The sequence below is a fragment of the Nostoc favosum CHAB5714 genome, assembly GCF_020829495.1.
GTDB classification, from domain to species: domain Bacteria; phylum Cyanobacteriota; class Cyanobacteriia; order Cyanobacteriales; family Nostocaceae; genus Nostoc; species Nostoc favosum.
Window position 1 is genome coordinate 53,566 of record NZ_JAIVFQ010000025.1, and the last position, 14,610, is coordinate 68,175.

Here is a 14,610-nt window from a genome sequence, read left to right on the forward strand (position 1 = left end):
TTACGAATTACGCAAATAGGAGACTTTACCAAATCCGCCTCCGCCAGGAGTTTCTATCACAAAAACATCCCCAGGTTTCATCTCTACTGTTGCTGTGCTGTCTAAATTCTCTTCAATTCCATTGTGACGTTGTATCCAGTTGCGTCCGACAATTCCGGCTTCCCCACCATTTAATCCAAAGGGAGGGACAACCCGATGGCTAGAGAGAATATTAGCTGTCATGGGTTCTAGAAAACGGATGCGGCGGACAACTCCATTACCACCGGAATATTGCCCTTTACCACCGCTATCGGGACGAAGACTAAAGCTTTCTAAAAGTACAGGATAACGGGTTTCTAAAACTTCTGGATCGGTCAAGCGGGAGTTAGTCATGTGGGAATGAACACCATCAGTTCCATCAAAATCAATTCCTGCCCCAGAGCCGCCGCAGATAGTTTCATAATATTGATATTGCTCATTACCAAAAGTAAAATTATTCATCGTTCCTTGAGAAGCAGCCATGACACCTAAAGCGCCATATAAAGCATCGACAATGGTTTGAGAAGTTTCGACATTACCCGCTACTACTGCTGCTGGATAAGTTGGATTCAGCATACAGCCAACCGGGATAATAATTTCTAGAGGCTTAAGACACCCAGCATTAAGTGGAATATTATCATCAACCAAAGTCCGAAAGACATATAAAACTGCTGCTTGAGTTACAGCTTTGGGAGCATTAAAATTACTATTTAGTTGCTCAGAAGTCCCAGTAAAATCAATGGTAGCACTACGAGTTTCTGGGTAAATCGTTACTTTAACTTGAATTCGTGCCCCATTATCCATTTCATAAACAAATGATCCATCCTTGAGAAGATTGATAGCCTTTCTCACCGACTCCTCAGCATTAGCTTGCACAAACTTCATGTAAGCTTGAACAGTATCAACCCCGTATTGTAAAACCATTTTATGAAGTTCTTGTACTCCCCGTTCATTTGCGGCAATTTGTGCTTTAAAATCAGCGATATTTTGGTCAGGGTTACGAGCAGGATAAGTATGATTTGAAAGGTGTTGTCTTACTGCGGGTTCTCGGAAATTGCGCTCTTCAACCAAGAGAAAATTATCAAAAATAATTCCTTCCTCTTCTACTGTGGTACTGTGGGGAGGCATTGAACCAGGAGTAATTCCACCGATATCTGCTTGGTGTCCACGAGAAGCAACAAAAAAGAGGGGAGTGGGGAATGGGGAATAGGGAGTAGGGAATAGAGTATTTTCACGACTCTCTAGAAAAACAGGGGTAATTGCAGTTACGTCAGGAAGATGTGTTCCCCCATTATAAGGATTATTAGATAGATATACATTCCCTGGTTTTAGGGTGTCGTGTTTTTCGTTAATTAAACTGCGGACACTTTCACTCATTGAGCCTAAATGTACAGGAATATGGGGGGCATTAGCAACTAATAATCCAGAAAAGTCAAAAATAGCGCAGGAGAAATCTAGCCTTTCTTTGATATTTACAGATGCTGCCGTATTTTGGAGAACAATTCCCATTTGTTCGGCGATAAATTGATAGAGATTTTTGAATATTTCTAAGCGGACGGGATCTGGTTGCGTTGTTGTGTACATTTTTAACTCCTTTTTAGAAAAAAACACAAACATTAATACTTATAAAGTAAGATACTCATCCTTCAAATCACTAATAACTCGACAAAGCTGGCGTATTTCGGAAGGAAGAGAAGAAAACTTTAACATTGAAAACCTCCTAATAATTTTCAGACAGTTCAGTTAGTAGTTTTGGCTAATGAAATTTAAATAATTCGTAATTCGTAATGACGCTCGTTCCGACGCTCGATGACGACGCTCGTTCCGACGCTCGTTCCTCGCTAACGCTGCGCTATCGCTAACGCTGCGCTATCGCTTTGCGCGTCGCTAACGTAATTCGTAAATTTTGTTTTGTAATGGGGATTTAACCCCAACACGAAACTTGCTTTTTTATTGAACCTGGGGACTTAAACCCACGGAACTAGTTAAATTTAAAAGCTCTATACAAGACGTTGCAAAATTAAATGATTACGTTCAGTTAATCTTGCTTTCCAGTTAGGTTCTACTACAATTGTGCTAATTTTTTCTACGACGATCGCAGGCCCATTAATACTATCTTCTGGTTGTAAATCTTCTCGTCGATAAACAGGCGTATTCTGCCATCTATCAGCAGTAAACATCCTTACTATCTCAACGGCTTCGGTGGCTCCAATTATAGAACGTGTACGAGTAATTAAGGGTTCTTCGGGAGTCTCCATTTTCTGAATTACTTCTACTGAGACGGATTCAACAATTAAAGTTTTATCTAATTGAATGAAACCATAGCGGGATTTATGTTCATCCTCAAATTCTTGCCGCATCAATACCACATTATCGGCAAACTTAACGGTTAAAGTAGAGTTAGTCCCTTCATATTTTAAGTAAACTTTTTGGACTATTTCTGTTTGAGCATTAGCTTCATTTATTTCACTTCTAGCTTGAGTTTCTAAATATTCCATTAACTGCTGTAATTGAGGGATTAATGCTTGGGTTAAAGGCTGTTCTACTCCTCCTTCTCTTATTGCACTGACATCAGCTAATCCCATTCCATAAGCAGAGAGAACACCAGCATAAGGGTGGAGAAATATCTTTTTCATTCCCAAGGTATCGGCAATTAAACAAGCAACTTGTCCGCCTGCGCCGCCAAAACAACAAAGCACATATTGGCTGACATCATAACCCCGTTGCAGACTGATTTTTTTAATTGCGTTCGCCATATTTTCCACTGCGATCGCAATAAATCCAGCCGCTACTTGTTCAGGAGTACAATGAGTCAATGTAGCGGTTTGAATATCTTGGGCTAATTGTGTAAATTGCTCAATTACAGTATCTTTATCTAAAGGTAAATTGCCATCAATTCCAAAAACCGAAGGAAAATATTGCGGGTGGATTTTGCCTAACATCACATTAGCATCAGTAACCGCTAATGGCCCCCCACGTCGATAACAAGCAGGCCCAGGATTTGAACCAGCAGATTTAGGGCCGACACGATAACTAGAACCATCAAAAAAGAGAATTGAACCGCCTCCAGCCGCAATGGTATTAATTGCTAATACGGGAACTCGCATCCGCGCTCCAGCAATTTCCGAATCTAGTTGTCGTTCATACTCTCCTTTAAAGTGGGCGACATCTGTACTTGTCCCTCCCATATCAAAGGTAATAACTAACTCAAAACCTGCTCTTTTACTAGTTTGGACTGCACCGACAATACCCCCAGCCGGGCCACTTAAAATACTATCTTTGCCTTGAAATTGTTGGGCTGCGACTAAACCGCCGTCAGATTTCATAAACATTAATTTGACTCCAGGTAACTGACTCGCTATTTGGTTGACATAGCGACGTAGAATAGGAGTTAGATAAGCATCTACTACTGTTGTATCTCCTCGGCTGACTAATTTCATTAACGGACTAACTTGATGAGATACAGATATTTGTGTAAAGCCGATTTTTTGGGCGATTTGGGCGATTTGTTGTTCGTGTTCAGGATAGCGATCGCTGTGCATAAAAATAATAGCACAACTCCGAATTCCTGTGTTATAAACTGCTTGTAAGTCATTTTTGACTTGTTGAATATTTACAGGAATTAATTCATTGCCATGAGCATCATAACGTTCATCAATTTCAATCACCTGTTCATAAAGCATGGTTGGTAAAACGATATGACGAGCAAAGATGTTAGGACGATTTTGGTAGCCAATTCGTAGCGCATCTTTAAACCCCTTGGTTATGAGAAGAACAACTCTGTCGCCTTTCCTTTCTAACAGCGCATTTGTTGCTACTGTTGTCCCCATTTTTACTACTTCCATCGCTTCAGTAGGAATGGGTTCGTTGCTGGAAATACCCATGATATCCTGAATTCCTTGGATAGCTGCATCTTGATATTGTTCGGGATTTTCTGAAAGTAGTTTGTAGACTATAATCCATTGCCCTTTAGGTAGAGGAACAATTAAAAAACGTTCAGGATGTTTTGATAGTCCGTCTATAATTGCTTGATTATTAGTAAGGGCAACAATATCTGTGAATGTACCACCGCGATCAGCAAAAACTTTCAACATTGCTCTATTTCCTTAATGCTGTAAGATATTGTTGAAATCGTTATTTATCTCAAAGAATTACAAGTATTCAACATTAAATATAGACTTTGTTGAGTCACACTTTACTCAACTTATAAACTTTATTTTCTGGGACTTTTGCCTCGTTCTAATGCTCTTGATGCTGGTGGCGGAGGTTCGGGCGGCTTTTGAAGGATTTCAATAATTCCAGTAATGACTTCGTTGACTTTTTGATCCTTCAGTTTTCCAATAAATCGAATAACATTAGTTTTATCAACCGTGGCAATAATATTAGGGCGAATGTAGCAAGGACTTAAACTTATTTTACCAACTCGGAAGTCTTGGTCTTCTAACTTAATTTCATAGTCTCTGCCTGGTTTGCTGGTGATAGGACAGACCATAATATTGTTACTATCTGATTCTGCAATTACCAACGCAGGTCGTCTTTTAGTAGCTGATGCATCAGAAAAGGGGAAAGGTATTGAGATGACATCACCTTTTGCAAGGTTTTCTAGAGATGCTTCCAAGCTTCATCTTCCTCTGGATCAAGCCAAATTTTGTTCAGCGATGACTCACTTAATTCCTGAAAATCTTTCACTAATCTTTGAGAATAATCTGCATTTATATCTGGCAAATTCTTAACTATTTCAAGTGGTAGTCCGGTTAGCTTTACTACCAAAGCTGAATCAATACCTTCGTTCAGCATATTGAGCGCAACTTGGGTTAATCCCTGCTGCAAACCTTGCTCCCATGCTTCGCGTAAGTTTTGAGATTGAATTGCAAAGTCATGCATGATTTTCAGTTCGTAGTACCTACTTTAATAATACCTCGAATATTAAATTTTCTATTTTCGCTATTGTACATTCCATTTATAAACCGCTATCTTAGATAATTCGCTGGTTTAGCGGAATTACAATTACAAATTCTGTACCTTGTCCAGGAGCAGAAATACATTGTAATGTTCCCTGATGTTTTTGAGTGATAATCTGGTAACTAATAGATAAACCTAACCCAGTACCTTTATCAACTGGTTTAGTAGTCCCCTACAAATGTACAAATAATTTGGGATAATTTATTTTTTTGGAAGTCCCTTATATTTAAAAGTTATTTTTAAAGTAGTGAACATAAAAAGCATGAGTGGCAAATTAATTGTATTTGAAGGGGTGGAAGGCTGTGGTAAAACCAGCCAAATGCAGCTTTGTTCTGAGTGGTTGAAAAGTCTGGGTATTTCTGTGGTTGTTACTCGTGAACCAGGTGGAACAGAGTTAGGCTTACATCTTCGCCGCTTGCTATTAGAGAAGACGGAGGATAAACCAGTTGCACAAGTGACAGAACTCTTGTTGTATGCTGCTGACAGATCGCAACACGTTGAACAAGAACTCAAACCGCAACTGCAAGCAGGGAAATATATTTTATGCGATCGCTACACTGAGTCTACCATTGCCTACCAAGGATATGGTCGTGGTCTTAACATGAGTTTAATCAATCAGCTTAATCATATTGCCACTGCTGGTTTAGAGAGTGACTTAACTATTTGGCTAGATGTCGATGTCGAAGTAGGACTAGCCCGAAAACGAGGAGATGGAATAGGGTTAGACCGCATTGAACAAGAAACAATCGCTTTTCATCGGCGCGTTCAGCAAGGATACGCAGAGTTAGCAGCATCCTATCCCTCAAGAATTGTGCGGGTAGATGGCAGCTTGAGTAAAGAAGCTGTACAACAAGTAATTCAAGGAATTTTGCGCGTACACCTGAAGGGGTTGCTATAGACATCGCCTCAAATTTTGAAGGCAAAATTTTTTGAACTTTCTACTTAACTGTCTTAACTGTCCTTGCATCCTTATCGTCTTTACCCCAATGTCAACACTCCTGCTGGAAAATCTGCTACTAATCGTTTTGTCTGTAACCAACGCACACCCAAAAGAATATCTTGCAGTTCATCTCCACCCAACGCTGAAATCATAAACTCTTCTTCATCTAAAAGTACAGTTCCTTGATACAGGTTAAACTGTGCTTCTCCCTGCGCCGTCCGCATATCTTCTCTCTGACTTTCCCGTAACCATCCCAGGCTCAAAGCATCTTGGTTATCAATTGCTAGAGTCCCAGTAAATCCTGTATCTAGTAGCGCCTGTACTGGGATAATATCACCATCAGCAGCTATCAAACCAATTTCAAAAATTAACTCGCCTTTACTGTTAAACTCTCCGAAAATCATATTTTGCCACAGGCTCCAGTCTCATTGATTCGCATCATGAGACGCAAAGTATCACCAAATTGATCACGAGCCTTTGTTCTGGCAACATCCTCATTTGGATCTATAAAATAGTCTCCACTCTCAGGCTCAATGACTATAAACCAGTCGTAGTGTTCTTTGATTAACTCTGGTTGAACTCTGTCAAATACTACTCGACAACGTTGATAAAATACCTCATCTTCAGCTTTGCGTCTGGCTCTTTCTTCTGGTGATAGTTGACGTTCGGGAAATACTCTTCCTCGACGTGGTGTGTGATTAGAGGATAGTTGTGTCATTTTGTTTACTATTTGATTGGATAATAGCCTCTTAGTTTCTATATATTGATTATATATAGGAATCCTAAATGAGTTGTGAAAAATATAGATGAGGAAACGAACCGCCATCTCTACGAGAGGCTTCCGCCAACGCGCAGCGTCTCGTAAGAGAAGGACGCCTTCTGGTGCGTCGGCTTCCGCCAACGCGCAGCGTCTCGTAAGAGTTGGACGCAAAGGAAAGAAAGAAGAAAGAGAGATATAATTTTAACGAATGATTTATGACTGCTATATCTGAAGCGATCGCCAGAAATAATTTATCAATATTCTTTCATATCAAGCCCTCTTTTTAAAACCTCATATTCCTCAATCAAAATGTCAAAATAAAAAGCGATCGCTCTTTATTTTAAAAGAGCAATCGCTAATTTTTAGATTACAAAATACAGCTTAAGCAGCAACAGGTTCCAACAATTTAATATCAGAGAAGATAAATTCTTGAATAGAAAATTGTCCTGCTGTCTCGGTACGAATCTCCCGACGATTTAGGATGAAATAGTTACCAACTTTTTCATATTCATCGATAAATTCGCTTCTACCGCCCTTTTGTTCCCCAGTCTTGGGGTCATGGTACACAGAGTCATAGCGGTGGGATAGGTAGCCTTCCCCGGTGTTATGACTGCTAAAGGTGTCAATTGTCACATAAGTCCCGTGGATTAAACGGTGAACATGGCATACTTCATTATTGCGGACTTTGTATTTATCGCCCTCAGCCTTACCACCCATTAAAAGCTCAACCGCACCAGTTTCGTCAGTTTTACCATAGCTAAACGTATTGGCGCTGTGGGTGTCTTCAAAGCTGCGGCGGATGCGGTGAATTGCTATCTCCCATGCTTGACCATGAATTGCTTGCTTTGCTGGCTCGTCATCTACATCCAAAACTTCCGCTTTGAGATTGGCGTTGATGATCACTTTACCTGTAAACACTTTATCATCTTGCTTAAAGGTAATATTTGCGGTATAACCAGGGAAATTTTTGTCCCAAGTGTAGCGGTTCTCATAAGCAGCCCGGAAAAGTTCCTGAGCAGAGAGTTGTGTAACTGTCATGTGCTTCTCCTAGTCGCTACTGTAATTAGCGTTTTAGTTTCCTTGGTATTAGCATAGAAGTAATTGTTGAGGCTTGGATAGTCCCCAACTGGGTACACTTATGGTTAATTCTCTCCACGCCGTATTTCATGCGATCGCTAATGTCCAGAATGAGCAAGAATTAAGACTAGCTCTCACGGATAAAATTAGTGAGCATTTTGGCGTGCAAAATTGGGGCATTTATTTCCTAGATGAGCAACCAACGGCTCAAATGGATGTTCAGGGCATTCCGGCAGTATGCTTAGAAAGCAATCCAGTCGGGCGCTACGTGGTTGAGCGTCATGCTCCCGCCCATGAACAGTTATTATTATCACCAAAAGACTGGAAGCATTTTTGCTCGCGTTCTGATCACGAACATGTGATGACTGGGCCAATTGTTTGCGATGGTCGTCTTGTAGGAACGCTTAACTTGGCTCGTGACAAGGGAAATCCTGCTTTTAATGGCAATGATTTAGCTGATTTGAGTGCCTTATGCATTCATTTATCAGCAAAAATGGCAACTCTACGGACAAAACCAAAAATATCCCATTCTCTTTTAGTAAGTCCTCTAACAGCGCGTGAGTTAGAAATTGCCGACTTAGTGGCGCAGGGGTTAACAAACGCGGAAATTGGGGAAAAACTTTGGATTACACAAAATTCCGTCAAACAAGCTTTGAAGAGGATGTTTCGTAAGTTGAAGGTTTCGGCGCGTGCAGAAATGGTAGCAAAGCTACAAGATATACAAGTTTCTTAAACCGTGTAAACTAAACTTATAGAAATCGGTGAGTTTAGTTTTTCATACTGGATTAACCAGTAATGGTTGCACGGCGCAACTCACTACTCCCTTAAGCGTAAAAGCTTCTGGGAGATACTTGCGTATAATCTGCAAGCTACCATTTACATCAGCGTTGATAACTCTACCTGACTTAGTACGAAACAATCCTCGGTGTACTCGTTTGCCTGCATAACTAATTTGCCTGCAAGGCGACAATCGTCGCTTCGTCTCCCCTCCTGCTTGCGGGGAGGGGAGATTTTGGGGAGCCAGTGCGGTCTTGGGTCTCCCCAAGTGGAGCCGGATAGCGTGTGGGGTGCAATGACTGTGGAAATCATAACTAATTATGCGAACATGATATAAATTCTGAATTCTGCTGTAACTAAGCTGATATGCGTCTAAATTATATAAACATTCTTTATAATCGTTGACGGTTGACGGTTGACGGTTGACGGTTGACGGTTATCGGTCATCAGTCAACAGTCATCAGGTAAATGTACTAGTTTTATGCGTAACAGCTTATCTAGTTAATGCTTAAGCCTGCGATCGCCTTGTTAAAAAAGTCAACTTTAAATCAATCAGAGTGGTAATCAAACTTTATTAGATATCTTGCAAAAATCCCTAAGACCCAGCTTTGGCTCTTTGGGGTTCTTCGGGTTTAATAAGCAATCAAGCGGACATGATATAACAGTAAAATTCATGCGATCGCTAGCCAACTCAAACTGCAAAAACTCAAATTTTATCTTTTGATAATTATCAACAATAGATTGATTAAAAATATAAATAAATATATTGACTTTATTATCTATAAATTTGATATGTATAAATTTTAGCAAATCTTGGTTTTATGCAAATATATTTTAATCATTTCTTCTGTTTAATTTTATCTTATCTTAATCTTTTCATGGAAACATCTTTACTGCTAGCTAAGTTATCTCATAACTACTATCAACATTAAATTCTGAATCTCAGTCTTCCATGCTCATTATTCACTAACACAGATTAGTAGTTGACATTCCACTATCATGTCTCAAGGTTTCGATAACTCTGAGAAAATACGTTTTTCGTAAATGTATTCTCGGCGTTAATACGAAATTGGACTTAAAGGGCTTGCCGAAACTATATTTTTGTAATTCTGAAATTTACCAGTAATTCCGGTTTCTAGCCTGAGTTAATGATTTATTTTTCCACAAGTAATGAGAAAACTTCAATAGCTTGTGATGCAGTTAAATCCAAATACCCAACCAACATTCTAAACTATGGCAATTGAGTTAGTCGGCTTTGCTTCTTTACCTGCTGATACCTATGGTGATGGGCCAGTTTCTGGTAAGGAAATTTCAGCTAACGGCAGAACGGGGCCTTTTCCAGGACAGCCAATACAGGGCTTTAGCGGTGTCCAGTTTGCTAACAGTAACTCTTTATATTTTTTGTCAGATAATGGTTACGGTAGCAAAGACAATAGTGCAGATTTTCTACTGCGAATCAATCGTTTAGATCCGAATTTTAAGGGAACAGAAAATGGAGATGGCAGCGTTAAAGTTTTAGATTACATTCAACTGTCTGACCCAAACAACAAGATTCCTTTCCAAATAGTTAATGAAGAAAGTTCTGAGAGATTACTGACTGGTGCAGATTTCGATGTAGAGTCATTCGTCTTTGATAAAGACGGGACAATCTGGGTTGGAGAGGAGTTTGGCCCCTATCTACTACATTTTGATGCCACTGGTAAGTTGTTAGAAGCTCCGATCGCTACACCCGACCAATTCAAAACTTTAAATGGAGAAGCACCTAAAGTAATTGGCCACAGAGGTGCAAGTGGGGATCTTCCAGAACATACCTTACAGGCATACATACGAGCAATTGCAGACGGTGCTGACTTTATTGAGCCAGACTTAGTAGTTACAAAAGATGGTGTGTTAATTGCTCGTCATGAGCCTGCTTTGGCAATTTTAAATGCTGATGGCAGCGTCAATTTAAGCAATACAACCACAGACGTTTACGATATTAGCAAATATCCACAGTTTGCCGATCGCAAGAAAACAGTCAGTCTAGATGGCAACACAATTACAGGTTGGTTCGCTGAAGACTTTACTTTAGAAGAAATCAAGACTTTAGGGGCGATACAGCGTCTACCTTTCCGTGACCAATCCTTCAATGGTCAATTTGAAATTCCCACTCTCGCCGAAATCATCGACTTGGTTAAAGAGGTAGAAGCCCAGACAGGTAAAAAGATTGGCATCTACCCAGAAACGAAGCATCCCACCTATTTTGCCGAAGAAGCCACTTATGTAGGCACGACAGAGAAAATTAACAGAAACATCAGCGATATACTGATCGATACACTCAAGGCAAATAACTTTACTGACCCCAGTCGCATCTTCATCCAGTCCTTTGAAGTATCTAACCTCAAACAACTGAATGATAGCATTATGCCTGCGGCAGGGGTGGATATTCCACTTGTCCAACTTTTAGATGCCAGTGACATTGACATCAACGGTAAAATTATCGAGAGTCAGCCTTATGATTTGAAAGTCAGTGGTGACAGTCGCACTTATGGCGACTTGCGAACTCCAGAAGGCTTAACTGAAATTGCCACTTATGCTGATGGTATTGGCCCTTGGAAGCGGATGATTGTTAGTGTCAAAGGTACTGATGCTAATGGTGATGGCAAAGCTGATGATGTGAATGGGGATGGAACAGTAAATGATGCTGATAAGACTACGTTACCTCCCACTAGCTTAATTCAAGATGCTCACAATGCAGGTTTACAGGTTCATCCTTACACCTTCCGCAATGAAGACCAGTACTTAGCAGCAGATTACAAAGGTAATCCAGAACTAGAATTTCAGCAGTTCTTTCAATTAGGCGTAGATGCACTCTTCACAGATTTCCCAGATACAGGGGATAAAGTCCGAGATTTCTTGAGTGATCCTCAGAATAACTTAGTGCGATCCCCACAAAACCCCGATGTTCTCTCAGGAGATGCTTTTGCTAACTTGGGTAGTTCCAAAGGTTTTGAAGGCGGAGCAATCAACGCCAGCAAAACCAAACTCTATATGCTTCTAGAGGGTACGGTTCAGGGTGATCCTGCTGGTGCTTTGCGGATTAACGAATTTGATATCGCCAGCCGCGAGTACACTGGTAATAAACTTTACTACGAGTTAGAAAATCCTGCTTATGCGATCGGGGATTTAGCAGTCATTAATGATAATGAGTACTTAGTTATTGAGCGGGATGGTGGTCAAGGAACTTCTGCTCAATTCAAGAAGATTTTCAAAATAGACCTGTCTAAAACAGATTCTAATGGCTATGTAGCTAAAGAAGAAGTTGCAGACTTATTAAACATCCAAGACCCTAACGACCTCAATGGAGATGGCAAAACTACCTTTGACTTCCCGTTTGTAACCATTGAAAATGTGTTGGTTGTTGACAAAAACACCATTTTGGTAGCTAATGACAACAACTATCCTTTCTCAACAGGTCGTCCTGGAGATGATCCTCAAAATCCAGTTATAGACAACAATGAAATTATTCTGTTGAAGCTGGAGAATCCCCTCAATCTTGCTCCTGGTTTAGGTAAACCTCAAGCTGAAGACATTAAATTTGGCTCCAGTACCAGCGATGATATTACCACTGGGCCAAATCAAACCTTACTTACAGGTGACGGAGCAGATTTTGTAGAGGGTACAAAAGGTAACACAATCGTCACTGGGAACGGGGATGACACGGTGCTTGTGGGTAGTGACTCATCAGTGTCCACAGGTGATGGTAATGATCAGATATTTATTGGTCAAAACGGCCCGGCTCAAAATACTAGTGCCAATGGTGGTAATGGTGATGATGCGATCGCTGTGGTTGAAGCTAGTGGTAATAATAATCTATTTGGGGCAGCAGGTGCTGATACCCTGACAGTAATTGAAGGTTCTCGTCAATTATCCTTCGGTGGCTTTGGCAACGATTCCCTCACCAGTAAAGGCAGTAATAACCGTCTCTACGGTGGTTCCGGTAATGACAAACTGTTTTCCAATGTCAATGATTCTCTATTTGGTGGCGATGGCGATGATGTGCTATTTGCCGGTCAACAGGGCGGTAATCGCCTCAGTGGTGGTGCTGGTGCTGACCAATTTTGGATTACCAATGGTAGTCTGCCAGCTAGCAAGAACATTATTACTGATTTTGCGATCGGGATTGATAAAATCGGGCTGGGCGGTATTGGCCTCAGTAATCTAAGGGTATTGCAACAGGGTGCTGACACTCTCGTGAAAACCGGAAATACAGAGTTGGTTTCATTGCTGCAAATTAACTTAACTAGCTTGACTGCAAATGACTTCGTTGGGTTTAGTTAAGTAATCAAACGGACATAATTTTACTTAGCAAAATAAAACAACCCCATCTCGCAACCGGGATGGGGTTGTTTTATGCATAGCGATTAAATGGACTCAATCTTAATTAAACCAGTAAATTTACTGAAGGCAGTTATAGTCTTTGCTTCATAAATTTAATAGTTATTACTGTAAGCTGACAAAAAATCTTCACAGAAGAAAGGCAGAGGGCCCGTGCGATTCGATGTGGGTGAATCACGGTAATCAGTCCGTAAATAACCCCACCAACCAAATCTAAAAACAGAGATGGTTGAACTCTCAGATAGATGCAGGTGAAAGTCCTGCCCACATGACTCAGGTGTGACTCCTTATCTGTCCACACTAACCAGACTCGATTTCTGGAAAGTGAAGCTGGAAACAGGGCGCAATCAGACATCTGTTGTGAGGTGACACTGGCGCTAACAGGGAGTTCCCAAGGTGAAACTGAGCCTAAAAAAGCAACCCAGCCTTGAGCGGGACACAACAGACAAAACCCGACTCCATTGGAGATTATTCCCGCCGCAAATGTCCTCAATAGCGGCATGAGTCTAGGGAATCCAAAGGTTGAATTGGCTACACCTAAAGGAACGAAATAATCTCTCTGAGGGAACGAATAAAAACGAACTGAGGGTCTAAGGGAAGGTCGAACCCCAAGTAGGCTGGACGAGCAGCGGAATTCCTTCGGTTCGGGTAGGACAACCCGTAATTGGGTTGAGGTGTTCAGAAGACACACGACTGAAGTAAGAGCGATGATTGGACACAGTAGAAATACCAGTGAATCTTGGAAAGGACTACCGTGGAAGAAATTCCGTCGTAACCTATTCCGCCTACAAAAGCGCGTGTACAAAGCTGTTCGAGTTGGCGACTATCGGAAAGCTCGCTCACTACAAAAGCTGATTCTGAAATCTACTTCGGCTAGATTACTGGCGATTCGGCAAGTAACACAGCTAAATGCTGGAAAAAAGACCGCAGGTATTGATGGCAAAGCGTCCCTCAGTTTTGGAGAACGCTTTGCACTTGAAGAACTCTTTAAGTCCAGTGTGAATAACTGGAATCATAACAAACTCAGGGAAATACCGATACCAAAAAAGGACGGAAAAACCCGAACCCTGAAAGTCCCGACGGTGTATTCATATTGCACCTTGATTCAATGAAGTTTAGGGATATTCTCCTCTCTATGATTATTCTCCACTCAATGCGCTGCAATTGGGTACAGATTTTCTCACAAGTGAGCGAGCCTCCCCAAGGGAAGAGCTTCGCTAAGGTGAAAAAAGTAGTGGTTAGTGAGCTATGAGTGAGCTACTAATAGGGTAGGCTAGAGTTGTATCAAGTGTGGAAGTCTAACAACAATGGCAACAAAAAATCCCCGTATAGCAGCCTACCCACCACCCAAAGTCTATGAACTGTTGGTTGAATTTAAGCACTCTCAAGGATTAAAGTCAGATTCTGCCGCTATTGTAGCAATTCTTGAGACTTACCTATGTGGTAGCATACCTAATGTGCTACCAAGTGAGCTGTCAGGTACACCAAAGCGGATTGAGGATTTAGAGGTGAAGGTGAGCAGTCTGCTTTCTGATGTAGCAGAACTCAAGCAGGCAATAAGTCAGTATACTTGTCAATCTTCTGGTGAGGATCTATCGCACAACGAATATCTGCATCAGCCTGACAACTGCGAGGATTAAGTGAGCAACCAGAAAAATTACCAAACACAACCTTTGACTTGACAAATGACTCTGTACTG

Annotated in this window: 12 protein-coding genes and 2 pseudogenes; 5 read left to right on the forward strand and 9 right to left on the reverse strand. The window is 41.0% G+C overall.

Annotated features, from left to right (window positions below):
* The 5 genes and pseudogenes from LC586_RS17885 to LC586_RS17905 all read right to left on the reverse strand — a co-directional run.
* A complete protein-coding gene (locus tag LC586_RS17885; RefSeq protein ID WP_229486091.1) occupies nucleotides 1-1,602 on the reverse strand; it encodes a hydantoinase B/oxoprolinase family protein in 1,602 nt (533 codons plus the stop codon).
* 416 nt (nucleotides 1,603-2,018) lie between these two features.
* A complete protein-coding gene (locus LC586_RS17890; RefSeq protein WP_229486092.1) occupies nucleotides 2,019-4,112 on the reverse strand; it encodes a hydantoinase/oxoprolinase family protein in 2,094 nt (697 codons plus the stop codon).
* A gap of 119 nt (nucleotides 4,113-4,231) precedes the next feature.
* Nucleotides 4,232-4,636 carry a type II toxin-antitoxin system PemK/MazF family toxin gene (locus LC586_RS17895; protein ID WP_229486093.1) on the reverse strand — a complete coding sequence of 135 codons (405 nt, stop codon included), beginning with the start codon at nucleotides 4,634-4,636 and terminating at the stop codon, nucleotides 4,232-4,234.
* A complete protein-coding gene (locus LC586_RS17900; RefSeq protein WP_229486094.1) occupies nucleotides 4,621-4,902 on the reverse strand; it encodes an Rpn/YhgA-type helix-turn-helix domain-containing protein in 282 nt (93 codons plus the stop codon). Before LC586_RS17900 ends, LC586_RS17895 begins: the two co-directional genes overlap by 16 nt.
* Before the next feature lie 91 nt (nucleotides 4,903-4,993).
* Nucleotides 4,994-5,149, reverse strand: a pseudogene (locus LC586_RS17905) (ATP-binding protein); the annotation flags it as partial.
* Nucleotides 5,150-5,242: 93 nt separating this feature from the next.
* On the opposite strand from LC586_RS17905, the gene tmk reads away from it, so the two are divergent.
* Entirely contained in the window at nucleotides 5,243-5,878 is a 636-nt protein-coding gene (gene tmk / locus LC586_RS17910; RefSeq protein ID WP_229486095.1) for a dTMP kinase, read from the forward strand.
* Between the two features lie 80 nt (nucleotides 5,879-5,958).
* Here tmk and LC586_RS17915 read toward each other — a convergent pair whose 3' ends face one another.
* From LC586_RS17915 to LC586_RS17925, 3 genes are all read right to left on the reverse strand, one after another.
* Complete coding sequence (locus tag LC586_RS17915; protein ID WP_229486096.1) at nucleotides 5,959-6,324, reverse strand: aspartyl protease; 366 nt, start codon at nucleotides 6,322-6,324, stop codon at nucleotides 5,959-5,961.
* Nucleotides 6,321-6,638 (reverse strand): hypothetical protein, encoded by a 318-nt coding sequence (locus LC586_RS17920; RefSeq protein ID WP_229486097.1) that lies wholly within the window; start codon nucleotides 6,636-6,638, stop codon nucleotides 6,321-6,323. The genes LC586_RS17915 and LC586_RS17920 overlap by 4 nt, the downstream gene beginning before the upstream one ends.
* A 423-nt stretch (nucleotides 6,639-7,061) precedes the next feature.
* On the reverse strand, nucleotides 7,062-7,718 hold the full coding sequence (locus LC586_RS17925) for a DUF3386 domain-containing protein (RefSeq protein WP_229486098.1): 657 nt from the start codon (nucleotides 7,716-7,718) through the stop codon (nucleotides 7,062-7,064).
* A gap of 100 nt (nucleotides 7,719-7,818) precedes the next feature.
* Here LC586_RS17925 and LC586_RS17930 point away from each other — a divergent pair, with 100 nt between their 5' ends.
* Both LC586_RS17930 and LC586_RS17935 read left to right on the forward strand, forming a co-directional pair.
* Nucleotides 7,819-8,490: a LuxR C-terminal-related transcriptional regulator gene (locus tag LC586_RS17930; protein ID WP_229486099.1), complete on the forward strand. Its 672-nt coding sequence runs from the start codon at nucleotides 7,819-7,821 to the stop codon at nucleotides 8,488-8,490.
* A 1,277-nt stretch (nucleotides 8,491-9,767) separates the two neighbouring features.
* Nucleotides 9,768-12,854: an esterase-like activity of phytase family protein gene (locus tag LC586_RS17935; protein ID WP_229486100.1), complete on the forward strand. Its 3,087-nt coding sequence runs from the start codon at nucleotides 9,768-9,770 to the stop codon at nucleotides 12,852-12,854.
* A 130-nt stretch (nucleotides 12,855-12,984) separates the two neighbouring features.
* Here the strand turns inward: LC586_RS17935 and LC586_RS17940 are convergent, their stop codons facing one another.
* Entirely contained in the window at nucleotides 12,985-13,413 is a 429-nt protein-coding gene (locus LC586_RS17940) for a hypothetical protein (protein WP_229486101.1), read from the reverse strand.
* A 205-nt stretch (nucleotides 13,414-13,618) separates the two neighbouring features.
* On the opposite strand from LC586_RS17940, the pseudogene LC586_RS17945 reads away from it, so the two are divergent.
* Nucleotides 13,619-13,996: pseudogene (locus LC586_RS17945) on the forward strand (reverse transcriptase N-terminal domain-containing protein); the annotation flags it as partial.
* 222 nt (nucleotides 13,997-14,218) lie between these two features.
* Nucleotides 14,219-14,551, forward strand: coding sequence for a hypothetical protein (locus LC586_RS17950; protein WP_229486102.1), 333 nt, complete (start codon nucleotides 14,219-14,221; stop codon nucleotides 14,549-14,551).
* Nucleotides 14,552-14,610 lie beyond the last annotated feature (59 nt).